We start from the raw sequence: 23,127 nt of genomic DNA, 5'->3' as shown, positions 1-23,127 counted from the left end.
ATCGCACACGCAGCCGTTGATGCCGGTCCGCCGTCACCTGTACGGGCTTTGGCTCCGGTTTTTGCGTTATCAGGCTTTTCGGGGGAATCGAGGAAGTATGTCGTACGTAGAGGTGCCGGGTGCGCAGGTGCCCATCCGGATGTGGGCCGATCCTTCCACGGTGGAGGGCGGCGCGATGCAGCAGCTGCGGAACGTGGCGACGCTGCCGTGGATCAAGGGCCTCGCGGTCATGCCGGACGTGCATTACGGCAAGGGCGCGACGGTCGGTTCCGTGATCGCCATGAAGGACGCGGTCTGCCCGGCGGCGGTCGGCGTCGACATCGGCTGCGGCATGTCCGCGGTGAAGACCTCCCTCACGGCGAACGACCTTCCCGCCGATCTCTCCCGCCTCCGCTCCAAGATCGAGCAGGCGATCCCGGTCGGCCGGGGCATGCACCGCGAGGAGGTCGAGCCGAAGCGGCTCTACCAGTTCCCGACGTCCGGGTGGGACGACTTCTGGTCGCGCTTCGACGGGGTGGCGGACGCGGTGAAGTTCCGCCGGGAGCGGGCGGCGCTGCAGATGGGGACGCTCGGGTCGGGAAACCACTTCGTGGAGGTCTGCGTCGACACCTCGGGTTCGGTGTGGCTGATGCTGCACTCGGGATCCCGGAACATCGGCAAGGAGCTCGCCGAGCACCACATCGGCGTGGCCCAGAAGCTGCCGCACAACCAGGGACTGGTCGACCGGGACCTCGCGGTCTTCGTCGCCGAGACCCCGCAGATGACCGCCTACCGGCACGACCTCTTCTGGGCGCAGGAGTACGCGAAGTACAACCGCGCGATCATGATGGCGCTCTTTCAGGAGGTCGTCCGCGGGGAGTTCCGGAAGGCGAAGGTGACCTTCGATCCGGTGATCTCCTGTCACCACAACTACGTGGCGGAGGAGCGGTACGACGGGATGGACCTGCTCGTGACCCGTAAGGGCGCGATCCGGGCCGGCTCGGGGGAGTTCGGCATCATCCCGGGCTCGATGGGCACCGGCTCGTACATCGTGAAGGGCCTCGGGAACGCGGCCTCGTTCAACTCCGCCTCGCACGGCGCGGGCCGGAAGATGAGCCGGAGCGCGGCGAAGAGGCGCTTCTCGACGCGGGACCTGGAGGAGCAGACGCGGGGCGTGGAGTGCCGCAAGGACTCCGGTGTCGTGGACGAGATCCCGGGCGCGTACAAGCCGATCGAGAAGGTGATCGAGCAGCAGACGGACCTCGTGGAGGTCGTCGCCAAGCTCAAGCAGGTCGTCTGTGTGAAGGGCTGAGGGGCTGACGGGCTGAAGGGCCGAGGAGCTGAAGGGCTGAAGGGCCCGGAGCGGGGTCGCCCCGTGGAGGGGGCCGGTGCGGTGCGCCGGCCCCCTCGGTGCGTCTACGGCTCGCGGTGGAGCTTGGTGTTGGAGGCCTGGGCTCGGGGGCGGACGACCAGGAGGTCGATGTTGACGTGCGGGGGGCGGGTGCAGGCCCAGGTGATGGTGTCGGCGACGTCGTCGGCGGTGAGGGGGGCGGCCACGCCGTCGTAGACCTTGGCGGCGCGGGCGGTGTCGCCGCGGAAGCGGGTGGTGGCGAACTCCTCGGTCTTGACCAGGCCGGGGGCGATCTCGATGACGCGGACCGGGGTGCCGACGATCTCCAGGCGGAGGGTCTCGGCGAGGACGCGGGCGCCGTTCTTGGCGGCGACGTAGCCGGCGCCGCCCTCGTAGGTGGCGTGGCCCGCGGTGGAGGAGAGGACGACGACGGTGCCGTCGCCGCTCGCGGTGAGCGCGGGCAGGAGGGCCTGGGTCATGTGGAGGGTGCCGAGGACGTTGACGTCGTACATGCGGCGCCAGTCCTCGGGGTCGCCGGTGGCGACGGGGTCGAGTCCGAGGGCGCCGCCGGCGTTGTTGACGAGGACGGCGAGGGTGCGGAAGGCGGTGGCGAACTCGTCGACGGCGGCGCGGTCGGTCACGTCGAGGGCGTACGCGGTGGCCTGGTGACCCGCCTCGGTGATCTCGGCGGCGAGGGCCTCGATGCGGTCCTTGCGCCGGGCGGTGAGGACCACGCGGTAGCCGGCGGCGGCCAGCTGCCGGGCCGTGGCGGCGCCGATGCCGCTGCTCGCTCCGGTGATGACGGCGATGGGGGCGGACATGGCGGAGGCTCCTCGCACAGGTGGTCGGTCGGTGTGGTGGCCAGGATAGGCGCCGGTCAGCGGCCGCGCGGGGCGTACATGATCACGGCCATGCCGGCGAGGCAGACGAGGGCGCCGATGACGTCCCAGCGGTCGGGACGGTAGCCGTCGGCGACCATGCCCCAGGCGAGGGAGCCGGCGACGAAGACGCCCCCGTAGGCGGCGAGGATGCGGCCGAACTCGGCGTCGGGCTGGAGGGTGGCGACGAAGCCGTAGAGGCCGAGGGCGAGGACGCCGCCGCCGATCCAGATCCAGCCGCGGTGCTCGCGCACGCCCTGCCAGACGAGCCAGGCCCCGCCGATCTCGAAGAGGGCGGCGACGACGAAGAGGGCGACGGACCGGGTGATCTGCATGGCAGCAGGGTGGCACGGGGGACACGCGGGCTGACGGATTGTCAGAATATGAGATGATCTATGGGTATTTTTGGCTTATGCGTGTGATGTCTGCGATGTCGAAGGGTGTGCTCGGGCCCGTGCTCGCGGCGCTCGTGGTGCTGGGTGCCGGGACGACCGCCGGGGCGGTCGGTGACCCGGCCGGGGACGTGACCGGGGAGGCGGCGGGGGGCGCGACCGGGGGTGCGGCCGGTCACGTGCTCGGTCAGATGGCCGGTCACGTGGTCGGCGAGGTGGTGGGGGCCGAGGCGGACCTGGCCCACCACGGCCACGTGTCCCTGTGGGACGGGCGGGTCGGGGTGTGGCTGGTGACGGAGAACCACGGCCCCTCCGACCTCGTGGACGCCACCGTCCGGCTGGACTTCTCCACTCCCATGGCGGGCGGCCAGGAGCTGCCGCCGGGCTGCCTGTGGAGCAGTTCCCGGGTGGTGTCCTGTCGGACGGGCGCGCTGCCCGACGGCGGGGGGGCGGGTGAGCTGGCCCTGGACCTGAGGGCCGTGGGCCGGCCGCAGGAGCTGACGGTCGACGTGAGCACGGCCTGGCGGGCCGGTGGGGTCGACCGGAACTCCGTCAACGACCGGCACCGGGTGCTGGTGCTCGCCACGGGGGATCCTTACGTCTTCTGAGGGGGCCGGGCGGGTCATCGGGCGCTCCAGAGCACGTACCCGTCGGGGCGGACGAGGGCCGTGGTGCGGCGGGCGGGGTCCGTCCAGGTGGCCCGGACGACGCGGGCCGCGGTGGTCGGGGCGAAGGGCGGCAGGGTCGGGGCGGCGCCCTCGGGGGCGATGAGGACGAACTCGCCCGCCCGGAGCAGTTCGTGGAGCCGGCCCTCGCGGAGCGGTGCGTCGGGGGCGCGCCGCCCGGACGCGCGGCCGCCGCCGGGGGCGGGGGCGTAGGCGATGCCGAGGCCGCTGATCATGCCGAGGGCCTTGGCCGAGGCGGGGCGCAGCGTCCCGAGTGCGGTGGCGGCGACGGCGCGCAGGGCGCGGGTGGCGGGGGTGTGGGCCATGGCGAGGCGGACGAGGGCGCCGCTGCTGCGCAGGACCATGGCGCCGACGGGGTGGCGCTCGGTCTGGTAGCTGTCGAGGAGGGCCTCGGGGTCGGGGGCCTCGCCGCGGTGGACGGCGGCGAGCTTCCAGGAGAGGTTGGCGGCGTCCTGGAGCCCGGTGTTCATGCCCTGGCCGCCGGCGGGGGAGTGGACGTGGGCGGCGTCGCCGGCGAGGAAGACGCGGCCGACGCGATAGGCGGGGACCTGGCGTTCGTCGCTGTGGAAGCGGGAGATCCAGCGGGCGTCGTGCATGCCGTGGTCGGTGCCCAGGGCGCGGCGGGCGAGCTCGCGGACCTCGTCGAGGTCGACGGGCTCGCTGTCGGGGACCTGGCGGGTGCGGTCCCAGCCCATGACGCGGTACCAGCCGTCGCCGAAGGGGGCGAGGAAGGCGAAGGTGTCGCCGGAGCCGTTGACGGTGAGGGACTCGGCGGGCTCGTCGGCGAGCCGGACGTCGGCGAGGACGATCGAGCGGATGACGCTGGTGCCGGGGAAGGGGAGTCCGAGGGCGGTGCGGACGGTGCTGCGGTGGCCGTCGGTGCCGACGAGGTGGCGGGCACGGAGGGTGAGGGGAGCGCCGCCGGGGCCGGTGAGCTCGGCGGTGACGCCGTGGGCGTCCTGGTGGAGGGCGTGCAGGGACGTGTCGTGGCGGAAGGTGACTCCGGCGGCGGCCGCGCGCTGTTCGAGGATGCGCTCCACCTCGTACTGCGGGGTGATGAGGAGGTGGCCGAAGCGGGAGGGGAGGCGGCCGAGGTCGAGGGAGAGGCGGCCGAAGAGCCGCATCCGGGTGAGGGGGGTGCCGGTGGCCTCCAGGGCGTCGGCCAGGCCGCGGGTGTCGAGCAGTTCCAGGGTGCGGGCGTGCACGCCGAAGGCGCGGGTGAGGTTGGAGCGGCCGGCGGGGCGGCGCTCGACGAGGGTGACGTCGAGGCCGGCGGCGGCGAGGTCGCCGGCGAGCAGGAGCCCGGTGGGTCCGGCGCCGATGACGGCGACGTCGGTGTCGAGGGTGGCGGCGGTGGTGCTGTCGCCCTGGTGGGAGTCGGTGGTGCGCATGGCTGCCTCCGATCGGTCAACGCTTGTTGGCCTACGCTTGTTGGCAACGATAGGGTCGCCCTCCGTGACGTGTCAACACCCGTTGGCATACAGTTGTGGGCATGACGACCGCACGCCGCTCCGACACCACCCGGGCCGCGATCCTGGAAGCCGCCCGCGAGCGCTTCGCCGCCGACGGGTACGAGCGCGCCACGATCCGGGCCATCGCCCGCGACGCCGGGATCGACCCCTCGATGGTCATGCGCTACTACGGCAACAAGGAGGGGCTGTTCGCCGCCGCCTCCGAGATCGACCTGGCCCTGCCCGCCCTGGGCGCACTGCCCTCGCGGCACATCGGCGCCGTGCTCGTGAACCACTTCCTCGACCGCTGGGAGCGCGACGACGTGCTCACCGGACTGCTCAGGGTCGGCGTCACCAACGAGGCCGGGGCCGCCCGCATGCAGGCGATCTTCGGGGCGCAGCTCGGCCCCGTCACCCTCGGCGTCTGCCCGAAGCCCGAAGAGGCCCCCGCACGGGCCGCGCTCGTCGCCTCCCAGATCCTCGGCATGGCGCTCGCCCGCTACGTGCTCCGCCTGCCGCCGGCCGTCGAGATGAGCCGGGACGAGGTGGTGGCCTGGCTGGCGCCGACCGTGCAGCGGTACCTCACCGCCGAGACGCCCTGATCGGGGAAGCCGCTCCGGCGCCCTGACCGGGCGGGGCGGCCACGGGGCGCCCCGGACGGACGGAGCCGCTACGGGGCGGCGGCGCCGAACTCGCGTACCGCCTCGTCGACGATCGCCTCCAGGCGGGCGTGGTGCGCGCCCCGCCAGTAGACCCGCTCGCACTCCTCGCACCGCGCGAAGACGTCGTACGTCTTCTCCGTGCCCCGCTCCAGCCTCGCGCGCACCTCCTCCTTGCCGGTGTCCGTGAGGAGGCCGTTGCAGGCGGTGCAGCGGGTCCAGGGCGCGAGCCGCGGCGCGAAGCGCTCCAGGACGTCGCGGAGCTGGTCGTCGGGCCGGTCGCTGTACACGTACGCTCCGGCCCACAGCTCGCGGCGGCGGAGCAGCCCGCGGTCGCGGGAGAGCATGACCCGCCGCTCCCGGGCGGAGAGCGCGGCGAGCGCCGGGTCGCCGATGTCCTCGTTCTCGTACGCGGCGTCGACCCCCAGCAGCCGCAGCCGCCGGGCCAGGGTGCCCAGGTGGACGTCGAGCAGGAACCGGAGGGGCGCCCCGGGCACGGGCTGCGGACGGGCGACGTCCTCCACCTCGACGGTCTCGCCGGCGGACGGCACGTGCGCGGGAGCCACCGGCCGGCCGTCGACCAGGAGCCGGCCGGCCTCGGTGAGCGGCACGCCGAGGGACTCGACGACGTGGCCCAGCGAGGAGACGCCGTCGGTGGCCACGGCCGTGCGCCCCGAGCGGCGCCCGGCGGCGACGAAGACGGCGAGGCCGGGGGCGAAACTGATCTGGATCTCCGGTCCGTTCACGGGGACAGGATCGCACCGGCCCCCGACGGCGGGCCAGGCATTTCCCCGCCCCGGCGCGGTGCGCGCCGACCGCCCGCGGCGTACGCGCGGGGCTGGGCTACCGTCCACGCATGAAGATCATCGACCTCGAGCCCGGCGACCCCCGTCTGGAGAGCGATCTCCTGCCGGTCCTCGTCGAACTGCGCCCGCACCTCACCCCCGCCCTCTTCCGGGACGTGTACGCGCGCGGCCACGCGCAGGGCCTGCGTTTCACGGCCGCCTACGGCGACGACGGGCGCTGCACCGGTGTGGCCGGCTGGCGGCTCGTCTTCAACACCAGCTCGCTCAGCAAGCTGTACGTCGACGACCTGGTGACCGCCTCCGCCGTCCGCTCCACCGGCGTCGGCCACGCGCTCATCGCCCACCTGGAGGGCCACGCCCGCGCGGCCGGCTGCCACGAGCTCAACCTCGACTCCGGCACCCATCGCACCGGCGCCCACCGCTTCTACCTCCGCGAGCGCTTCGACATCGCGGCCTTCCACTTCGTCCGGCCGCTCACCGACCCGCGGTAGCCCGCAGGTCGAGCCGCCAGTCGTTGCAGCGCATCGGGCGGCCCGGCGGGTACTCGAAGTCCTCCTCGCCGAGCAGTTCGAAGCCCGCCTTGCGGCACACCGCGTTCGACGCGGCGTTCGCGACCGACGGGAAGGCGTGCAGGTGGCGGTGGAGGCCGGCGGCCCGGGCCCGCTCCGCCACCGCGCGCGTGGCCAGGGTCGCGACGCCGCGGCCCTGGAAGCCCGGCAGGACCGCCCAGCCCGTCTCGTACACCGGCTCGCCGCGCCACGTGCTCGTCCAGAAGCCGATGCTGCCCGCGGCCCGCTCGTCCGGGAGCAGCACGACCCGGAACATCCGGCCCGCCCCCGTGGTGTCGGCGCTCAGGTCCACGTACCGCCGGTGGCGGCGGGCCAGTTGTTCCTCGGACTCCGGACCGCCCAGGTGCTCCATCAGCTCCGGCGCGTTCAGCGCGCGCAGCAGCCCGGCGTCCGCCTCGGACCAGGCTTCGAGGCGGACGGACGTCGCGACGGTCTCGCCGGAGTGCTCGCTCATGCGCGCACCGTACGTCACGGCACCGACAGCGCCCGGGCGTACGCGGTCGGGGAGAGGCCGACGGTGGCGGTGAAGGCCCGGACGAGGTGGGCCTGGTCGCTGTAGCCGAGCTCGGCGGCCAACTCCGCCCAGTCCGGTGCGGCGTGCGCCTCGGCCCGCTCCAGGGCCTCGTGCAGGCGGTAGCGGAGGATGACCCACTTCGGGCCGACGCCGACGTGCGAGGCGAAGAGCCGCTGGAGGGAGCGGGCCGAGAGTCCGGACAGCCGCGCGAGCCGGGCCACCCGCCGGACCGCGCGGTCGGAGCGGACCAGCTCCACCAGCCCCATCGCCTGTTCGGCGGCGGGGTCCGGGACGGGGCCGCGGTCGAGGAGGAAGGCGTCGAGCGCCGCCACGCGCGCGTGGTCGTCGTCCGGGGCGAGGACGGCCGACAGGACCGGCCCGCCGGTGGCCCCCGCGCCGGGACGCTCCTCCACGTCCGGGAACGCCTCGTGCAGCGGGACCCTGCGGCCCGTCCAGGCCGAGACCGGCCACGCGGGGGCGAAGGGGCGGAAGCCGCCGGGCCGGAACTGCACCCCGCACACCCGGCCCTCGCCTTCCAGGCGCCGGGTGAAGAGGCCCAGCCCGATGCCGGAGACCTCGGCCTCGGGGCGGGCGGCGCGGGCGGGACCGCCGAGCGGGCCGTACCGCTGGAAGACGACGTTCACCGACGGGTGCGGGACGACGTGACTCGTATACGGCTCCGGCAGCGCCCAGTCGATCAGCCAGTAGTGCTCCAGGTACGGACGCAGCTCCGGCGCCGGGAGGTGCCGGCGGAAGCGGACGCGGGAGAACAGTCCACCGGGGGCGACGATGCCCCGGGCGTCCCGGCGCGGGGCGGGGTCGGCCATGGCCCCGATCGTAGGCGCGGGGAGCTGTGGCCGGCCCGGGGTCCCGCGGCCGGCCCGGGGAGCTGTGGCCCGCGCCGCCCCTACGGGTCCGGATAGGGGCCGGGCCGGGGTCGTGGCGCGTTTTTTCAAGACGGGTGCGGGGAGTTCTCCTAGCGTCGGAGCCATGACGTACGACGACACGCACCCCGGCACCGACGGCACCACCGATGCTCGCGTCGACGAGACGCACCTTGACTTCGAGAACAGTGAATCCCGCGTCAGCGAGCTGCTCCGCGCCGCCGCCGAGCGGGCCGTGCCCCTGGTCGAGGGCACGGAGGACGCCGCGCTCGGCATGCCCACGCCCTGCGCGGAGTACGACGTCCGCGCCCTGCTGAACCACCTGTACGCGGTCGTCGTGAATTTCCAGGCGCTGGCGGCGAAGGGGTCGGCCGACTTCTCCGAGATCCCGGACCGGACCGCGGGCCCCGGTTGGCGGGAGGGCTTCGCGGTGGAGACGCGGAGGCTGGTCGAGGCGTGGGCGGCGCCGGGGGCCGAGGAGGGGACCTCGGGGGCGATGGGGCTGCCGGCCCGGACGGTCGGGGCGATGGTGCTGCTCGACCTCACCGTGCACGCGTGGGACCTGGCCCGGGCGACCGGGCGGGGGTTCGAGCCCGCACCGGAGGTGGTGGCCGGGCTGGCGGGCGAGGTGGAGCGGATGGCGCCGATGGCCCGGAAGATGGGCGTGTTCGGGGACGGCGTCGACCTGCCGGACGGCGCGACGGAGTTCGAGCGGCTGCTGGCGGTGACGGGCCGCGATCCACGGGCCTGGCCCGAGGCCTGAGGCGTTCGGGGGGTCCGGCGGGGCCGGGCGGTCAGCGCAGGCGGCCGGTGGAGGTGAGGGAGAGACGGGAGACGACCTGGCCGAAGGCCAGCTCCTCCGCGGGGGTCAGCGGCACCGACTCCTGCGGGTGCCAGACGCGGTCCATCGGCGTCAGCGAGCGGATCCGGCGGGCGCGGGCGCGCAGGCCCGTCGCCAGCCACACGCCCGTCGCGACCGCGAGCACGGCGAAGAGGGTGAGGACGCGGGGGTCGGAGAACTGGCCGGGCACGGACATGGCGTTCACTCCAGGGCGAAAGGGCCGGCGCGCGGCGCACGCACCGGCAGGGGGCGTACGGGCACGGCGGCGCAGACGATTCCTACTGCTTCCTCCCGACCTGTTCAGTTAACACCACCCTGGGGGACTTTCGGCAGGGGGGCCGGGACCAAAGTCCCGGACGCGCGGGAGGCGGGTACGGAGGCGGGCGCGGCGCGCGGGGGAGGGCGGGGCGTCCCGGGGAGGCCCTCTTGTGCCGGGCGGGGAACCGTTCGAAGGTGGCGGCGGAGGCAGATTCCGGCCGGGGAGGGAGCAGCCACATGTCCGGAACGGGTGCGCACGGATGGGGTTTCACGGACGACAGGGGGGTGGAGGCGGGGGCGCCGGAGAGGCCGGCGCGGGTGGTCGCCTACGCGCGGGCCGGGGCGGCCCTGCTCGATCTGGGGGTGACGCCGGTCGCGGTGTACGGCTCCGGGCACGACGGGACGGAGCCGGACCCGGCGAAGGACGGCGGCCTCGCGGCGGCCGGGGTGCCGTACCTCGGGCCGGGGCGGGCGCTGGACGAGGAGCGGCTGCGGGAGCTGCGGCCGGAGCTGGTGGTGGACGTCACGTACGACGGGAAGAGCCCGTACGCCGTGGACGAGGAGCTGGTCGGGGGGCTCGGGGTGCCGCTGGTGGCGCTGTCCGTCGGCGACGAGCTGAGTCTGCGGGCGATCATCGGCCGCTTCGGGGAGCTGGGGGCGGCGCTCGGGGCGCCGGGCGCCGGGCCTGGCGCGGAGGTGCCGGGGGAGGCGGAGGAGGCGGTGAGGGCGGCGGCCGCGGCGGCCGGGGCCGGGTGCGAGGTGCTGGCGCTCTCCGGGGGCGGTACCGAGCAGGTGTACCTGGCGCGGCCGGAGGCGTGGCCGGAGCTGGCGCGACTGGCCGAGCTGGGGGTGCGGCTGCTCGACCCCGGGCCGGGGCCCGGCGCGAGCTGGCTGACCACCGGCTGGGAGCGGGCCCTCGACCTCGCCCCGGCGGTGGTCCTCTACGACAGCCGGGCCCACGCGAGCCGGCCCGAGGGCCCGGAGCGGCTGCCGGCCGGGGCGCGGCTGGTGCCGTGGAACCCCGAGATTCCGCCGAGCCCGGCCGCCTACGCCCGCTTCTTCCACGCCCTGGCCGATGCCGTGACCGAGGGCCTGCCCGAGGCTCCGGTCGGGGCTGTGGGCGGCTGAACCGGCTACCGGCTACCGGATCGCGGCTCCAGGCTCCCGGATCTCGCCTCCCGCCTCTGGGATCCCGGATCCCGACTTCCGGCTCCCGGCTCAGGGCTCCCGCCTCCCGGCTCCGGTATCCCGGCTCCCGGATCCCGACCCCCGCCTTCCGACCCCCGCCTCCCGGCCCCTCCGAAAAGGAGCGGTCAGATCGTGAGGCGGGAGCGGAGGGAGGTGGCGAACTCCTCGGCTCGGGCGAGCTGGAGGCGGAGGTCGGTGACGCGGGCGGCGGCGGCCTCCTCGTAGCGGCGGACGCGGGCGAGGAGGAGCTCGCGTTCGGCCGGTTCGAGTTCGCCGTCCGTGCCGGGGAGGTCGGCGGCGAGGCGGTCGACCGAGGTGAGGAGTTCGCGGGTCTCGTCGAGGCCGAAGCCGAGCGGCTGCATGCGGCGGATCACCATCAGCCGGGACACGTCGGCGTCCGTGTAGAGGGGGAAGCCGCCCGGCGAGGCGGCCGAGGGGACGACGAGGCCGCAGTCCTCGTACTGCCGGATGGTGCGCAGGGGGAGTTCGGTGCGGGCGGCGACCTCGGAGATCTGCATGGGCTCGCCGGTGGCGGCGCGGGCTCCGGGCATGCGGGGCGCGGACGTTCGTACTCCGGTCACGACAGGGTCCTCCTCGGTGCGGCGGCGGACGGCGCTTCTGTGAACCAACCTCCGTGCATTACATCCGATTCGTCCTAATTTCATGCGCTATGACGGTCGGAAACGCGGAGAGAGCCAGCCGTCAGGGCCAGACCAGGCAGTACGGATGGTGGCCGGCCTCGTGGAGGCGGACGGAGAAGTCCTGCCACTCGTGGAGCAGCTGGTAGACGTCGAAGGCGTCGCGCGGACCGCCGCGGTCGGGGACGGTGGACCAGATGAAGGCGGCGGCGCCGACCGACTCCTCGCCGATCGCGCGCAGCGGGTCGACCACCGTCGTGGGGAGCTTCACCACGGCGTAGTCGGGGTGCAGGACGACCAGTTCCAGCGGGGGGACCTTGTGGAGGGGCAGGCCCTGGATGCCGGTGAGGACCATCGCCGCTATCGTCTCCGGCTTGATCTTGGAGAACATGCCACCCATGCCCAGCTCGTCGCCGCCCAGCTCCTCCGGGCGCATCGAGATCGGGACGCGGGCCGCCGTGGCGCCGTCGGGCGCGCCGAAGTACTTGTACGTCACCGCCAAGCTGCGGCTCCCGAGGGGCGGGTCGGCCGGGGGCTGTTCCGGGGACGCGCGATTGTCCGGCGCGGTCGGGTCCTCGGCCCGCCGCCGCCGGTGCCTCCCCCGCCGGACAGGCTCAGGACCCAGGTCGTCCGTCCCCTCGCCCGGTCCGCCACCGCGATGCATATCTCCACCCGACTGCTTTTTCTCGGCAACACGACCCCGCCGCGCAACCCGATCATCGTGTCAGTGACCTCCCCCGCGTTCCTGCGGTGAAACACCTGTCCGCAAGAAACGCCGCGGCCTCTGACACCATGGATCGCGTGAGCCAACCCCATGAGGTCCCTGCCGCCACAGTTTCGCAGACGCGGAGGCAGGCCGCCCCGGCGTGATGCACAGGGTGCCCACACCGTCCCTCCGTACCAGACGTCGTACTCGCAGGTCAGGATCACTGTGTCGTATTCATACGAAGCCCCAGTCTCACAGACGCTTTTCGACCGCGCTTCCCTTGTGACGCCCGGCGGCGTGAACTCACCGGTGCGGGCCTTCCGGGCCGTGGGCGGTACGCCCCGGTTCATGGTGTCCGGCACCGGTCCGTACCTCACGGATGCGGACGGTCGCGAGTACGTCGACCTCGTCTGCTCCTGGGGGCCGATGATTCTCGGCCACGCCCACCCCGAGGTGACCGCCGCCGTGCAGGCCGCGGTGGCCCGCGGCACCTCCTTCGGCACGCCCGGTGAGGGCGAGGTCGCGCTCGCCGAGGAGATCGTGGCCCGCGTGGAGCCGGTCGAGCAGGTGCGCCTGGTCTCCTCCGGCACCGAGGCGACCATGTCCGCGATCCGGCTCGCCCGCGGTTTCACCGGGCGCGCGAAGGTCGTCAAGTTCGCCGGCTGCTACCACGGGCACGTGGACGCGCTGCTGGCCGCCGCCGGCTCCGGCGTCGCCACCCTCGGGCTGCCGGACACGCCCGGCGTGACCGGCGCGCAGGCGGGCGACACGGTCGTGCTGCCGTACAACGACCTGGAGGCCGTGCGGGCCGCCTTCGCCGCGCACCCGGGCGAGATCGCCTGCGTGATCACCGAGGCCTCGCCGGGCAACATGGGCGTCGTCCCGCCGCTGCCGGGCTTCAACCAGGGGCTCGCGGACCTGTGCCGGGAGAACGGCGCGCTGTACATCTCCGACGAGGTCATGACCGGCTTCCGCACCAGCCGCGCCGGCTGGTACGGCGTGGACGGCGTCAAGGCCGACCTGCTGACCTTCGGCAAGGTCATGGGCGGCGGCTTCCCGGCCGCGGCCTTCGGCGGCCGCGCCGACGTCATGGCCCACCTCGCCCCGGCCGGCCCCGTCTACCAGGCGGGCACCCTCTCCGGGAACCCGATCGCCACCGCCGCCGGGCTCGCGCAGCTGCGGCTGCTCGACGACGCCGCGTACGAGAAGGTGAACGCGGTCTCGAAGGAGATCCAGGGCCTGGTCACCGGCGCGCTCGCCAAGGAGGGCGTGGCGCACCGGCTGCAGACCGCGTCCAACATGTTCTCGGTCTTCTTCACCGCCGACGAGGTGCGGAACTACGACGAGGCGAAGAAGCAGGAGGCCTTCCGCTTCAACGCCTTCTTCCACTCGATGCTCGCGGACGGCGTCTACCTGCCGCCCTCGGCCTTCGAGTCGTGGTTCGTCTCGGCCTCCCACGACGAGCGCGCGATCGAGCGGATCGCCGCCGCGCTGCCCGCCGCCGCCCGTGCCGCAGCGGAGGCCACCGCATGAGCGACGACGTGAAGAACCCGCAGGACATCACGGTCGTCCACCTCATGCGCCACGGCGAGGTGCACAACCCGGACGGCGTGCTGTACGGGCGCCGGGCCGGCTACCACCTCTCCGAGCTGGGCCGGAGGATGGCCGACCGGGTGGCCGAGTCGCTTGCCGAGCGGGACGTCACGTACGTCGTCGCCTCCCCGCTGGAGCGGGCGCAGGAGACGGCCACCCCGATCGCCAAGTCGCACGGCCTGGACCTGGCCACCGACAGGCGGCTGATCGAGGCGGCGAACGTCTTCGAGGGCAAGACCTTCGGCGTCGGCGACGGGGCGCTGCGCCGCCCGGCGAACTGGAGGCACCTCACCAACCCGTTCCAGCCGTCCTGGGGCGAGCCGTACATCGAGCAGGTCGTGCGGATGATGGGGGCGCTGGACGCGGCGAAGGACGCGGCGCGCGGGCACGAGGCGGTGCTGGTCAGCCACCAGCTGCCGATCTGGATCGTGCGGTCCTTCGTGGAGCGGCGCCGGCTGTGGCACGACCCGCGGCGGCGGCAGTGCACGCTGGCCTCGCTGACCTCGTTCACGTACAAGGGCGACAAGATCGTCTCGGTCGGTTACAGCGAGCCGGCGATCGACCTGGTGCCGGTGCACCTGCGGGCCGGCGCCAAGCCGGTGAAGGGCAGGCAGAAGGCCTTCGGGGCGTAGGTCCCGGGCCCGCCGGGCGGCGTCCGGCGGGGCGCCCACTGGACAGGGGCCGCTTGACGGGACATCGTCAGGGCGGTCGGAGAGTGGTCACTCTCCGACCGCCCTGAAATTTTTGTGCGATTTGCCGGAACCTCCGTGTTCCTCCCTGCATCTCACTCATTGTCGGTTTGGATGATGTTTTGCGTCTCAGTGTGAATGGGGATGTCATGCGCGGGTTCAGTCGAAGGAGCCTTCTCGGAGCGGGTGTCGGGGCCGCCGCGGCCCTGGGCGTCGCCGGGTGCAGCGACAACGGCAAGGGCGGCACGGGCAGTTCCGGACCGGACAAGGGGGGCGCCCCCTCGGGCGGCACCGACCCCACCACCCCGGCCCCGACCAAGGACGACGTCCGCCTCATCGGCGACGGTTCCACCGCCGACACCGGCAAGCAGCCGCACCAGCCCGACACCCCCGTCCCGCTCGAACCGGGCCAGACCCCTCCGCAGTTCGTGGTCTTCTCCTGGGACGGCGCCGGCGAGGTCGGCAACGGCCTCTTCCCCCGCTTCCTCGAACTGGCCCGCAACCACGACGCGGCCATGACCTTCTTCCTCTCCGGCATCTACCTGCTGCCCGAGTCCAAGAAGGACCTCTACCGGCCGCCGAACAACCGCGTCGGCGCCTCCGACATCGGCTACCTCACCGACGCGCACATCAAGGACACCCTCAAGAACGTCCGCCAGGCCTGGCTCGACGGGCACGAGATCGGCACCCACTTCAACGGGCACTTCTGCGGCGGCTCCGGCTCGGTCGGCAACTGGACCCCGGCCCAGTGGCAGAGCGAGATCGACCAGGCCGTGAAGTTCGTCACCGAGTGGAAGACCAACAGCGGCTGGACCGACCTCGACCCGCTGCCCTTCGACTACTCCAAGGAACTCGTCGGCGGCCGCACCCCCTGCCTCCTCGGCCAGGACAACCTGCTGCCCACCGCCAAGCGCCTCGGCTGGCGCTACGACGCCAGCTCCCCCGGCGGCCGCCAGACCTGGCCCGTCAAGCGCAAGGGGATCTGGGACTTCCCGCTCCAGGCCGTGCCCTTCCCCGGACACTCCTTCGAAGTGCTGTCCATGGACTACAACATGCTGGCGAACCAGTCCAAGAACAGCACCAAGGGCATGCCCTCCCGCTATCCCGGCTGGCGCAAGCAGGCCACCGACGCGCTGATCGGCGGCTTCACGCGCGCGTACGAGACCAACCGCGCCCCCTTCTTCGTCGGCAACCACTTCGAGCAGTGGAACGGCGGCATCTACATGGACGCCGTCGAGGAGGCGATCAAGGCGATGGCCGGGAAGAAGGACGTCCGGCTCGTCTCGTTCCGCCAGTTCACGGACTGGATGGACGTCCAGGACCCGGCGATCCTCGCCCGCCTGCGCGGCCTCGACGTGGGCCAGAAGCCGGCCGGCGGCTGGGCCGGCTATCTCAAAGCCGCTTAGACGATCTTGACAAGGGGCGTTACGGGCACGTAGGGGGGTGCCCAAGATCCCCCAAACGCCCATGCGAAACTTTTCACATGAGCCTTAGCCGTGGCCTCCGTCCTGCCCCCCGACGCGCCCTCGCCGCCGTCGGCGTGCTGTCCGCCGCCCTCGTGCTCTCCGCCTGCGGCGGCGACGACAACGGCACCTCCGGCGGAGGCAACACCAACTTCGTCACCAGCAAGGGCGGCATCTCCACCGTCCCCAAGGGCGAGCGCGCCGGCATCAACACGATCGCCGGCGAGACGCTGGAGGGCGAGAAGCTCGACGTCGCCGACCTCAAGGGCAAGGTCGTCGTCCTCAACGTCTGGGGCTCCTGGTGCGGCCCCTGCCGCGCCGAGGCCCCCCACTTCGTGAAGGCCGCCAACGACCTCAAGGGCCAGGACGTGGCCTTCGTCGGCCTCAACACCCGCGACGCCAACAAGCAGCAGGCGCTCGCCTTCGAGGCCGACTACGAGGTGCCCTACCCGAGCCTCTACGACCGGGACGGCAAGCTGATCCTCTTCGGCTTCCCCAAGGGCACCCTCAGCCCCAAGGGCATCCCCTCCACCGTCGTCCTCGACAAGGAGGGCAAGATCGCCGCCCGCGCGCTCATGGCCGTCGACGAGACCAAGCTCCGCTCCATGATCGACCCGCTTCTCAAGGAGAAGTGAGCCGGTGAACGAGACCGTCACCAGCGGAGCCCTGCTGCTCGCCGTCCCCGTCGCCCTCCTGGCCGGCCTGGTCTCCTTCTTCTCGCCCTGCGTGCTCCCGCTCGTCCCCGGCTACCTGTCGTACGTCACCGGCGTCTCCGGCACCGACCTCGCCGACAGCCGCCGCGGCCGGATGACCGCCGGCGCCGTCCTCTTCGTCGCCGGCTTCACCGCCGTCTTCGTCTCCGGCGGCGCCCTCTTCGGCTACTTCGGCGCCACGCTCCAGGAGTACAGCGGGACGCTGAGCACGATCCTCGGCGTCTTCATGATCCTCATGGGGCTCTTCTTCGCCGGGCTGATGCCGTGGTTCACCCAGCGCGAGTTCCGCTTCCACCGGAAGCCCGTCGCCGGACTCCTCGGCGCGCCCGTCCTCGGCGCGCTCTTCGGCATCGGCTGGACCCCGTGCATCGGCCCGACCCTCGCCTCGGTCAACGCGCTCGCCCTCGAACAGGCCAGCGCCGGACGCGGGGCCATACTGGCCCTCGCCTACTGCCTCGGCCTCGGCGTCCCCTTCGTCCTCGCCGCCATCGCGTTCCGCAAGGCCCTCGGAGCGTTCGGCTGGGTGAAGAAGCACTACGTGTGGGTCATGCGGATCGGCGGCGGCATGATGATCGTCACCGGTGTCCTCCTGCTCACAGGCGTCTGGGACAGCATGGTCTCCACGATGCAGGGCTGGTCCAGCGGTTTCACGGTGGGAATCTGATCCATGAGCAAGACCGACACGACGGACACGACCGACGCGGCCGACGCGAATCCCGCGCCCGGTGACGAGGCCGCCGGCGCGGACCTCTCCACCGCGCCCCGGGAGGACACCGGCACCGAGACCACCGGCGGCCCCACCCTCGGGGTCGTCGGCTGGATCCGCTGGTTCTGGCGCCAGCTCACCTCCATGCGGGTGGCGCTGATCCTGCTCTTCCTGCTCTCCCTCGGCGCCGTCCCCGGCTCCCTCATCCCGCAGACCAGCGCGGACGAGATGAAGGTCGCCGACTTCAAGAAGGCGCACGAGACCCTCACCCCGCTCTACGAGAAGCTCCAGCTCTTCGACGTCTACAGCTCGGTGTGGTTCTCCGCGATCTACATCCTGCTCTTCGTCTCCCTCATCGGCTGCATCGTCCCGCGCACCTTGCAGTTCGTCGGCCAGCTCCGCGGCCTGCCGCCGGGCGCCCCCAAGCGGCTCACCCGCCTGCCCGCGTACACGACCTGGCGCACCGAGGCCGCCCCCGAGGAGGTCCACGAGGCGGCCCTCGCCGTCCTCAAGGGCCGCCGCTTCCGGGCCCGTACGACGGGAGGCTCGGTCGCCGCCGAGAAGGGCTACCTCCGCGAGGCCGGCAACCTGCTCTTCCACCTCGCGCTCATCGTGATGCTGGTGGCCTTCGCCTGGGGCCAGCTCTTCAAGTCCGAGGGCGGCAAGCTCGTCGTCGAGGGCGACGGCTTCTCCAACACGCTCACCCAGTACGACGACTTCAAGTCCGGCTCCCAGTTCGGCGTCGACGAGCTCGAACCGTTCAGCTTCACCCTGGACAGCTTCACCGGCACCTACGAGAAGAGCGGCCCGCAGCGCGGCACCCCCCGCACCTTCGAGGCCGCCGTCACCTACACCCAGGGCGACGGCACGGACAAGAAGGCGGTCATCCGGGTCAACGAGCCGCTGGAGATCGGCGACTCCAAGGTCTACCTGATCGCCCACGGCTACGCGCCGGTCGTCACCGTCAAGGACGGCCGGGGGGAGGTCGTCTTCCGCGGCGCGGTCCCGCTGCTGCCCCTCGACAACAACCTCACCTCCCGCGGCGCGATCAAGGTGATGGACGGCTACCGCGACAAGAACGGCAAGCCGGAGCAGCTGGGCTTCAACGCGTTCTTCGTGCCGACCTTCGCCGGAGCCGGTCAGGGCGACATGTTCTCCCAGTTCCCCGCGCTCGACTTCCCCGCCATGGCCCTCTCCGGCTACCACGGCGACCTGCGCGTCAACTCCGGCCTGCCGCAGAACGTGTACCAGCTGGACCTCTCCAAGATGACCCAGTTCAAGCTCGACGAGGGCACCGGGGTCGCCAAGCGGATGCTGCCCGGCGAGACCATGACCCTGCCCGACGGCGCCGGCTCGATCACCTTCGAGAAGGACATCAAGGAGTGGGCGAGCTTCCAGGTCTCGCAGCAGCCGGGCAACGGCCTCGCCCTCACCGGCGCGGTCGCCGCGATCGCCGGACTCACCGGTTCGCTCTTCATCCAGCGGCGCCGGATCTGGGTCCGCGCCGTCCGCGGCGAGGACGGCACGACCGTCGTCGAGATGGCGGGCCTCGGCCGCAGCGAGTCCGCCAAGCTGCCCGAGGAGCTCGCCGATCTCGCGGTCGCGCTCACCGCCCAGGCGCCCCAGGCGCCGGAACCTGCCGAAGCCGAAGCAGAAGCATCAGAAGGGGCCGAGAAGTGATCCTCGCCGCCGAGACCAACGAGAGCCTGGCGACGCTCAGCAACGAGCTCGTCTACGCCTCGATGGCCGTGTACACGCTGGCCTTCCTGGCCCACATCGCCGAGTGGGTCCTGGGCAGCCGCAGCAAGGTCGGCCGCACCGCCGCCGCGCTGACCGGGGCCGCCACCGAGCCCGCCACGGTGACCGTCCAGGTCAAGGGGGCCGGGGGCACCACCGTCCTGGACCGGCCGAAGGTCGTCACCCGGTCCGCCTCCGGCGCCCGTGACGTCCCCGACGGCCCCGGTGCCGCCGGCGGCACCGTCAAGGGCGACCTGTACGGCCGGATCGCCGTCTCGCTCACGGTCCTCGCCTTCGCCCTGGAGGCGGCCGGAGTGGTCTCCCGGGCGATGGCCGTGCAGCGCGCCCCCTGGGGCAACATGTACGAGTTCTCCACCACCTTCTCCACGGTGGCGGTCGGCACCTACCTCGGCTTCCTGCTCGCCAAGAAGAACGTCCGCTGGATCGGCCTCCCGCTGGTGACCACGGTCCTGCTCGACCTGGGCCTCGCCACCACCTGGCTGTACACCGAGAGCGACCAGCTGGTGCCGGCGCTCGACTCGTACTGGCTGTGGATCCACGTCTCCACCGCCATCTTCTGCGGCGCCGTCTTCTACCTCGGCGCGGTCGCCACCCTGCTGTACCTCTTCCGAGACTCGTACGAGAACAAGCTCGCCACCGGCGGACAGCCCGGCGCCTTCGCCCGGTCCGTGCTGGAGCGGCTGCCCTCCGCGACCTCCCTCGACAAGTTCTCCTACCGGGTCAACGCCGCGATCTTCCCGCTCTGGACCTTCACGATCATCGCGGGCGCCATCTGGGCCGGCGACGCGTGGGGCCGCTACTGGGGCTGGGACGCCAAGGAGGTCTGGTCCTTCATCACGTGGGTCGGCTACGCCGCCTACCTGCACGCCCGCGCCACCGCCGGCTGGAAGGGCCGCAAGGCCGCGTACATCGCGCTCATCGCCTTCGCCTGCTTCCTCTTCAACTACTACGGCGTGAACATCTTCGTCAGCAGCAAGCACTCCTACGCGGGCGTCTGAGCTGGCACGGCCCCCCTCGGGGGGCCACGCTGGAGGTATGACCGAGATACCCCGGGGCAGGAGCGAGACCCACGACGGCGACGCGCACCTGCTGCGGTACGCGTTCGAGCTGCCGCACCCGCAGGCGGCGGTCTGGGCGAGGGTCGCCTCGCCCGAGGGGCTGCCGTCCTGGCTGTGCGCGGCGGACCCGCTGGAGCCGCGGCTCGGCGGGCAGGTCGTCCTCCGCTGGCTGAACGGCGACACCGAGGTCTCGGGGCGGGTGACCGCCTGGGACCCGGACCACGTGGCCGAGTACACGGTCGGCGCCCCGCACGGACGGATCCGGTTCCATCTGGAACCGGCCGCCGGCGGGGCGTCGACCGTGCTGCGTTTCACCAACGAGTTCCACGGCGACCGGGACCTGCTCCTCGACTGCCTGGCCGGCTGGCACGACCACTTCGAGCGGCTGGGCGACGCGCTGGACGGCCGCCCGACGGACTGGCGGCAGTGGACGACGGGCCGCTGGAGCGAGCTGTGGGAACTGTACGCCCGGGACACGGCCCCCTGGCCGAAGTGGGTGCCGTAGCGGTACGTCCCCGGGCCGCGTCCCCGGGCGTCGCGCCCCCGTCCGGCCGCGGGCGTCAGTCCCGGCGGGAGTCCGTCGCGTCCCGGACGGCCGAGAGCGGTTCGGCGATGTCCTCCAGCGAGCGGCGCTCCGCGTCGACCGCCAGGAAGGCCGCCACGACGCCCGCCGCGCACATCAGCGCGGCGCCGATCTGGAAGGCCAGCACCGTGTCGCCGACCACGCCCGACTCCGTCAGCTCGGCGAAGACCAGCGGGCCGCTGATGCCGCCCGCCGCCGTGCCCAGCGCGTAGAAGAAGGCGATGGCCATCGCGCGGGTCTCCATCGGGAAGATCTCGGAGACGGTCAGATAGGCGCTGGAGGCGCCCGTCGACGCGAAGAACAGCACGACGCACCAGCAGGCCGTCAGGGTCGTCGCGGACAGCGAGCCGCGGTCGAAGAGCCAGGCGGTGCCGAAGAGCAGCAGGCCCGACAGCAGGTAGGTGCTGGAGATCATGATCCGGCGGCCGACGGTGTCGAAGAGCCGGCCGAGCAGCAGCGGTCCCAGGAAGTTGCCCGCCGCGATCACCGCGAAGTAGTAGCCGGTGCTGCCGGTCGGCACGTCGAAGAAGGTGATGAGGATGGTGCCGAAGCCGAAGGTGATGGCGTTGTAGAGGAACGCCTGGCCGATGAAGAGCGACAGGCCGAGGACGGCGCGGCGCGGGTAGCGGCCGAAGACGGTCCTGGCGATCGTGCCGAAACCGATGCTCTTGCGCTGGTGGATGGTGATCTCGCCGGCCGGCGGCGGCAGCTTCTCGCCCTTCTCCGCCTCGATCTCCTTCTCCACGGAGGCGACCAGCGCGTCGGCCTCCTCGCCGTGCCCGTGGATGAACTGCCAGCGTGGACTCTCCGGCACGTGCCGGCGCACCAGCAGGATGACCAGGCCGAGGACGACGCCGAGGGCGAAGCTGAGCCGCCAGCCGAGGTCCTTCGGGAAGATGTCGGTGTCCAGCATGACGATCGACAGCAGGGCGCCGCCGATGGCGCCCAGCCAGTAGCTGCCGTTGATGATCAGGTCGACCCGGCCCCGGTAGAGGGACGGGATCAGCTCGTCGATCGCCGAGTTGATGGCCGCGTACTCGCCGCCGATGCCGAAACCGGTGAGGAAGCGGAAGAGGAAGAACCACCAGGACTCGAAGGACAGGGCGGTCATCGCCGTGGCGCCGAGGTAGACGACCAGGGTGATCATGAACAGTTTCTTGCGGCCGTAGCGGTCGGTCAGCCATCCGAAGAACAGCGCGCCCGAGCAGGCGCCCGCCACGTAGAGGGCGGCGGCCACGCCGGTGACCTGGGCCGCGGTGATGTCGAGTCCGCTGCCCTCCTCGGCCAGCCGGCCGGCGACGTTGCCGACGATGGTGACCTCGAGGCCGTCGAGGATCCAGACGGTGCCGAGGCCGATGACGATCATCCAGTGCCAGCGGGACCAGGGAAGGCGGTCGAGCCGGGCCGGTACGGCGGTGGTGACCGTGTCCGTCCCGGCGGGCACGGAAGACGGCGCGCTCATGGTTCTCCTCTCGTCGCCGGGCGGGTGTACCGCCGCGGGTGGTCATCCGCCGGTGCGGGTCCGGCGGGGGTTCCACCGGTCGCGGAGGGTGAGCCGGGCGCGGCGGTCGCGGCGCTCGCGGACCCGCCGGTCCAGCTCCTCCATGAGCCGGCGGCCCCGGTGCTCGGGGTCGAGTTCGTCCAGGACCCGGTCGACCTCGGCGAGCAGCGCCCCGTACAGCTGCCAGCGGCCGGGGTCGGCGAGGGCGAGGGCCAGGAGGCGTTCGGCGGCGTCGTCCCGGCAGGCGCGGGCGGCCCGCAGCTCGCCCGCCAGGCGGGTCTCCGCGGCCTCGGCGGCCTCGCTGCCCCGGGCGGTGACGAGGACGGCGAAGCTGACGAGGGCGTCGGCGGTGTACTGGGCGGTCTCCCGGACGGCGAGGGCGGCCCGGTCCGGCAGGAGCGTGCCCCCCTCGCGGTGTTTCGCCAGGTCGGTGAGGGTGCGGGCGAGGACCCGCAGGACGACGGCGCAGATCTCCAGGGTGTCGAGGCCGGTGCGCAGGACGACGCTGTGGAGGAGGCCCTCCTTGACGCGGGGGTTCAGCCGCAGGCTGTCCTCGGCGGTGCGCAGCGCCCCGTCGACGTCGGCGACGTCGTTGTCGAGGCGGCGGGCCTCGTGCAGGCGCTCGGCGGCCTGCTCGACGGGCGGCGCGCCGGTGAACTCGTCCGCCACGTCGAGGAGCAGCAGGCGCATCCGCCGGGCGAGGTCCTCGATGGATTCGCCGGCCGTGTCGACCCAGACGGGCGGGACGAGGAAGAGGTTGAAGAGCATGCCGACGACGGCGCCGATGAGGGTCTCCAGGACCCGGTCCCAGGCGGTGTCGGAGACCTGGGTGACGCCGAGGACGAGCATGGCGCTGATGGCGACCTCGGGGACGAACTCCTCGACCCGGACGAGCCGTCCGACGAGCAGCGAGGCCAGGATGACCAGGGCGAGGCTCCACCAGGACAGGCCGACGACGACGCTGAACGCGATGGCGATGAGGACGCCGACGACGACCGAGTTCACCCGGCGGAGGCTGGTGGTCAGGGTGGAGTAGAGCGTGACCTGGACGACCAGGAGCGCGGTGAGGGGCGCGGTGAGGGGGACCGGCTCGCTGCTGAGCCGGAGCGCGACCACGTAGCTGAGGGTGGCCGCCGCCGTGGACCGCACGGTCTGCACGGCGAAGGGGTCCCGGCGCAGGCGCGCGAGCGGTCCGTCGTCCCGGTCGTGCCGTCCGCCCTCGCGTGCCACGTGCCACCTCGTCCCGTCGGCCGCCCCGGAGGG

Annotated in this window: 25 protein-coding genes; 14 read left to right on the top strand and 11 right to left on the bottom strand. The window is 72.7% G+C overall.

All coding sequences use genetic code 11. The annotated features are described in order from the left end of the window. Positions 1 to 97 precede the first annotated feature (97 nt). Positions 98 to 1,291, top strand: a complete 1,194-nt coding sequence (locus ACF1ED_RS23520) for an RtcB family protein (RefSeq protein ID WP_391763461.1) — start codon at positions 98 to 100, stop codon at positions 1,289 to 1,291. Positions 1,292 to 1,395: 104 nt separating this feature from the next. Here the strand turns inward: ACF1ED_RS23520 and ACF1ED_RS23515 are convergent, their stop codons facing one another. Beyond that, on the bottom strand, positions 1,396 to 2,151 hold the full coding sequence (locus ACF1ED_RS23515) for an SDR family NAD(P)-dependent oxidoreductase (protein WP_391763459.1): 756 nt from the start codon (positions 2,149 to 2,151) through the stop codon (positions 1,396 to 1,398). Positions 2,152 to 2,207: 56 nt separating this feature from the next. Beyond that, complete coding sequence (locus tag ACF1ED_RS23510) at positions 2,208 to 2,543, bottom strand: YnfA family protein (protein ID WP_391763457.1); 336 nt, start codon at positions 2,541 to 2,543, stop codon at positions 2,208 to 2,210. Between the two features lie 77 nt (positions 2,544 to 2,620). On the opposite strand from ACF1ED_RS23510, the gene ACF1ED_RS23505 reads away from it, so the two are divergent. After that, positions 2,621 to 3,208 (top strand): hypothetical protein, encoded by a 588-nt coding sequence (locus ACF1ED_RS23505; RefSeq protein WP_391763455.1) that lies wholly within the window; start codon positions 2,621 to 2,623, stop codon positions 3,206 to 3,208. A gap of 14 nt (positions 3,209 to 3,222) precedes the next feature. Here ACF1ED_RS23505 and ACF1ED_RS23500 read toward each other — a convergent pair whose 3' ends face one another. After that, on the bottom strand, positions 3,223 to 4,677 hold the full coding sequence (locus ACF1ED_RS23500; RefSeq protein ID WP_391763453.1) for an FAD-dependent oxidoreductase: 1,455 nt from the start codon (positions 4,675 to 4,677) through the stop codon (positions 3,223 to 3,225). A 101-nt stretch (positions 4,678 to 4,778) separates the two neighbouring features. Between ACF1ED_RS23500 and ACF1ED_RS23495 the strand changes: the two genes are divergently transcribed. Continuing rightward, positions 4,779 to 5,339, top strand: coding sequence for a TetR family transcriptional regulator (locus tag ACF1ED_RS23495; protein WP_391763451.1), 561 nt, complete (start codon positions 4,779 to 4,781; stop codon positions 5,337 to 5,339). A gap of 68 nt (positions 5,340 to 5,407) precedes the next feature. Here the strand turns inward: ACF1ED_RS23495 and ACF1ED_RS23490 are convergent, their stop codons facing one another. Then, positions 5,408 to 6,142 (bottom strand): Mut7-C RNAse domain-containing protein, encoded by a 735-nt coding sequence (locus ACF1ED_RS23490; RefSeq protein ID WP_391763449.1) that lies wholly within the window; start codon positions 6,140 to 6,142, stop codon positions 5,408 to 5,410. A gap of 110 nt (positions 6,143 to 6,252) precedes the next feature. On the opposite strand from ACF1ED_RS23490, the gene ACF1ED_RS23485 reads away from it, so the two are divergent. Continuing rightward, on the top strand, positions 6,253 to 6,693 hold the full coding sequence (locus ACF1ED_RS23485; RefSeq protein WP_391763447.1) for a GNAT family N-acetyltransferase: 441 nt from the start codon (positions 6,253 to 6,255) through the stop codon (positions 6,691 to 6,693). On the opposite strand, the gene ACF1ED_RS23480 is transcribed toward ACF1ED_RS23485, so the two are convergent. Together ACF1ED_RS23480 and ACF1ED_RS23475 are read right to left on the bottom strand one after the other, a co-directional pair. Continuing rightward, positions 6,677 to 7,225, bottom strand: a complete 549-nt coding sequence (locus ACF1ED_RS23480) for a GNAT family N-acetyltransferase (protein ID WP_391763445.1) — start codon at positions 7,223 to 7,225, stop codon at positions 6,677 to 6,679. The genes ACF1ED_RS23485 and ACF1ED_RS23480 overlap by 17 nt on opposite strands. 14 nt (positions 7,226 to 7,239) lie before the next feature. Next, positions 7,240 to 8,112 (bottom strand): DUF6597 domain-containing transcriptional factor, encoded by an 873-nt coding sequence (locus ACF1ED_RS23475; protein ID WP_391763443.1) that lies wholly within the window; start codon positions 8,110 to 8,112, stop codon positions 7,240 to 7,242. Between the two features lie 163 nt (positions 8,113 to 8,275). On the opposite strand from ACF1ED_RS23475, the gene ACF1ED_RS23470 reads away from it, so the two are divergent. Continuing rightward, the gene (locus ACF1ED_RS23470) at positions 8,276 to 8,932 is read left to right on the top strand and encodes a TIGR03086 family metal-binding protein (RefSeq protein ID WP_391763441.1); all 657 of its coding nucleotides are present in this window, start codon (positions 8,276 to 8,278) and stop codon (positions 8,930 to 8,932) included. Between the two features lie 31 nt (positions 8,933 to 8,963). Here ACF1ED_RS23470 and ACF1ED_RS23465 read toward each other — a convergent pair whose 3' ends face one another. After that, positions 8,964 to 9,206, bottom strand: coding sequence for a hypothetical protein (locus ACF1ED_RS23465; protein WP_383817142.1), 243 nt, complete (start codon positions 9,204 to 9,206; stop codon positions 8,964 to 8,966). A gap of 299 nt (positions 9,207 to 9,505) precedes the next feature. On the opposite strand from ACF1ED_RS23465, the gene ACF1ED_RS23460 reads away from it, so the two are divergent. Then, a complete protein-coding gene (locus ACF1ED_RS23460) occupies positions 9,506 to 10,396 on the top strand; it encodes an ABC transporter substrate-binding protein (protein WP_391763439.1) in 891 nt (296 codons plus the stop codon). Between the two features lie 185 nt (positions 10,397 to 10,581). On the opposite strand, the gene ACF1ED_RS23455 is transcribed toward ACF1ED_RS23460, so the two are convergent. Beyond that, positions 10,582 to 11,007, bottom strand: a complete 426-nt coding sequence (locus ACF1ED_RS23455; protein ID WP_391763532.1) for a MerR family transcriptional regulator — start codon at positions 11,005 to 11,007, stop codon at positions 10,582 to 10,584. Positions 11,008 to 11,158: 151 nt separating this feature from the next. After that, positions 11,159 to 11,758, bottom strand: coding sequence for a hypothetical protein (locus tag ACF1ED_RS23450; RefSeq protein WP_391763437.1), 600 nt, complete (start codon positions 11,756 to 11,758; stop codon positions 11,159 to 11,161). Positions 11,759 to 12,025: 267 nt separating this feature from the next. Between ACF1ED_RS23450 and hemL the strand changes: the two genes are divergently transcribed. The 8 genes from hemL (at position 12,026) to ACF1ED_RS23410 (ending at position 20,285) form a co-directional block, all read left to right on the top strand. Further along, a complete protein-coding gene (gene hemL, locus ACF1ED_RS23445; RefSeq protein ID WP_391763435.1) occupies positions 12,026 to 13,333 on the top strand; it encodes a glutamate-1-semialdehyde 2,1-aminomutase in 1,308 nt (435 codons plus the stop codon). Then, complete coding sequence (locus tag ACF1ED_RS23440; protein WP_391763433.1) at positions 13,330 to 14,025, top strand: histidine phosphatase family protein; 696 nt, start codon at positions 13,330 to 13,332, stop codon at positions 14,023 to 14,025. The genes hemL and ACF1ED_RS23440 overlap by 4 nt, the downstream gene beginning before the upstream one ends. Before the next feature lie 206 nt (positions 14,026 to 14,231). Beyond that, entirely contained in the window at positions 14,232 to 15,488 is a 1,257-nt protein-coding gene (locus tag ACF1ED_RS23435) for a hypothetical protein (RefSeq protein ID WP_391763431.1), read from the top strand. A gap of 77 nt (positions 15,489 to 15,565) precedes the next feature. Continuing rightward, positions 15,566 to 16,180, top strand: a complete 615-nt coding sequence (locus tag ACF1ED_RS23430) for a TlpA family protein disulfide reductase (protein WP_391763429.1) — start codon at positions 15,566 to 15,568, stop codon at positions 16,178 to 16,180. 4 nt (positions 16,181 to 16,184) lie between these two features. Continuing rightward, positions 16,185 to 16,922, top strand: a complete 738-nt coding sequence (locus ACF1ED_RS23425; RefSeq protein ID WP_391763427.1) for a cytochrome c biogenesis CcdA family protein — start codon at positions 16,185 to 16,187, stop codon at positions 16,920 to 16,922. A 3-nt stretch (positions 16,923 to 16,925) separates the two neighbouring features. Beyond that, positions 16,926 to 18,644, top strand: a complete 1,719-nt coding sequence (locus ACF1ED_RS23420) for a cytochrome c biogenesis protein ResB (protein WP_391763425.1) — start codon at positions 16,926 to 16,928, stop codon at positions 18,642 to 18,644. After that, complete coding sequence (gene ccsB, locus ACF1ED_RS23415; protein ID WP_391763423.1) at positions 18,641 to 19,720, top strand: c-type cytochrome biogenesis protein CcsB; 1,080 nt, start codon at positions 18,641 to 18,643, stop codon at positions 19,718 to 19,720. Before ACF1ED_RS23420 ends, ccsB begins: the two co-directional genes overlap by 4 nt. 37 nt (positions 19,721 to 19,757) lie before the next feature. Continuing rightward, positions 19,758 to 20,285, top strand: coding sequence for an SRPBCC family protein (locus ACF1ED_RS23410; RefSeq protein WP_391763421.1), 528 nt, complete (start codon positions 19,758 to 19,760; stop codon positions 20,283 to 20,285). A gap of 55 nt (positions 20,286 to 20,340) precedes the next feature. Here the strand turns inward: ACF1ED_RS23410 and ACF1ED_RS23405 are convergent, their stop codons facing one another. Both ACF1ED_RS23405 and ACF1ED_RS23400 read right to left on the bottom strand, forming a co-directional pair. Continuing rightward, positions 20,341 to 21,825 (bottom strand): MFS transporter, encoded by a 1,485-nt coding sequence (locus ACF1ED_RS23405; RefSeq protein ID WP_391763419.1) that lies wholly within the window; start codon positions 21,823 to 21,825, stop codon positions 20,341 to 20,343. A gap of 42 nt (positions 21,826 to 21,867) precedes the next feature. Then, positions 21,868 to 23,094 (bottom strand): aromatic acid exporter family protein, encoded by a 1,227-nt coding sequence (locus ACF1ED_RS23400; protein WP_391763417.1) that lies wholly within the window; start codon positions 23,092 to 23,094, stop codon positions 21,868 to 21,870. Positions 23,095 to 23,127: the final 33 nt, after the last annotated feature.

The sequence above is a fragment of the Streptomyces sp. NPDC014656 genome (genome assembly GCF_043084305.1).
Classification (GTDB): domain Bacteria; phylum Actinomycetota; class Actinomycetes; order Streptomycetales; family Streptomycetaceae; genus Streptomyces.
The sequence above is the reverse complement of the archived record's forward strand: the minus strand, read 5'-3'. Positions and strand labels throughout refer to the sequence as shown.

Excerpts from the sequence above, each read along its gene's own strand:
- ACF1ED_RS23520 (WP_391763461.1), top strand. The coding sequence starts at position 98 with ATGTCGTACGTAGAGGTGCCGGGTGCGCAGGTGCCCATCCGGATGTGG.
- ACF1ED_RS23515 (WP_391763459.1), bottom strand. The coding sequence starts at position 2,151 with ATGTCCGCCCCCATCGCCGTCATCACCGGAGCGAGCAGCGGCATCGGC.
- ACF1ED_RS23510 (WP_391763457.1), bottom strand. The coding sequence starts at position 2,543 with ATGCAGATCACCCGGTCCGTCGCCCTCTTCGTCGTCGCCGCCCTCTTC.
- ACF1ED_RS23505 (WP_391763455.1), top strand. The coding sequence starts at position 2,621 with ATGCGTGTGATGTCTGCGATGTCGAAGGGTGTGCTCGGGCCCGTGCTC.
- ACF1ED_RS23500 (WP_391763453.1), bottom strand. The coding sequence starts at position 4,677 with ATGCGCACCACCGACTCCCACCAGGGCGACAGCACCACCGCCGCCACC.
- ACF1ED_RS23495 (WP_391763451.1), top strand. The coding sequence starts at position 4,779 with ATGACGACCGCACGCCGCTCCGACACCACCCGGGCCGCGATCCTGGAA.
- ACF1ED_RS23485 (WP_391763447.1), top strand. The coding sequence starts at position 6,253 with ATGAAGATCATCGACCTCGAGCCCGGCGACCCCCGTCTGGAGAGCGAT.
- ACF1ED_RS23480 (WP_391763445.1), bottom strand. The coding sequence starts at position 7,225 with ATGAGCGAGCACTCCGGCGAGACCGTCGCGACGTCCGTCCGCCTCGAA.
- ACF1ED_RS23475 (WP_391763443.1), bottom strand. The coding sequence starts at position 8,112 with ATGGCCGACCCCGCCCCGCGCCGGGACGCCCGGGGCATCGTCGCCCCC.
- ACF1ED_RS23470 (WP_391763441.1), top strand. The coding sequence starts at position 8,276 with ATGACGTACGACGACACGCACCCCGGCACCGACGGCACCACCGATGCT.
- ACF1ED_RS23465 (WP_383817142.1), bottom strand. The coding sequence starts at position 9,206 with ATGTCCGTGCCCGGCCAGTTCTCCGACCCCCGCGTCCTCACCCTCTTC.
- ACF1ED_RS23460 (WP_391763439.1), top strand. The coding sequence starts at position 9,506 with ATGTCCGGAACGGGTGCGCACGGATGGGGTTTCACGGACGACAGGGGG.
- ACF1ED_RS23455 (WP_391763532.1), bottom strand. The coding sequence starts at position 11,007 with ATGCCCGGAGCCCGCGCCGCCACCGGCGAGCCCATGCAGATCTCCGAG.
- ACF1ED_RS23450 (WP_391763437.1), bottom strand. The coding sequence starts at position 11,758 with ATGCATCGCGGTGGCGGACCGGGCGAGGGGACGGACGACCTGGGTCCT.
- ACF1ED_RS23440 (WP_391763433.1), top strand. The coding sequence starts at position 13,330 with ATGAGCGACGACGTGAAGAACCCGCAGGACATCACGGTCGTCCACCTC.
- ACF1ED_RS23435 (WP_391763431.1), top strand. The coding sequence starts at position 14,232 with ATGCGCGGGTTCAGTCGAAGGAGCCTTCTCGGAGCGGGTGTCGGGGCC.
- ACF1ED_RS23430 (WP_391763429.1), top strand. The coding sequence starts at position 15,566 with ATGAGCCTTAGCCGTGGCCTCCGTCCTGCCCCCCGACGCGCCCTCGCC.
- ACF1ED_RS23420 (WP_391763425.1), top strand. The coding sequence starts at position 16,926 with ATGAGCAAGACCGACACGACGGACACGACCGACGCGGCCGACGCGAAT.
- ACF1ED_RS23410 (WP_391763421.1), top strand. The coding sequence starts at position 19,758 with ATGACCGAGATACCCCGGGGCAGGAGCGAGACCCACGACGGCGACGCG.
- ACF1ED_RS23405 (WP_391763419.1), bottom strand. The coding sequence starts at position 21,825 with ATGAGCGCGCCGTCTTCCGTGCCCGCCGGGACGGACACGGTCACCACC.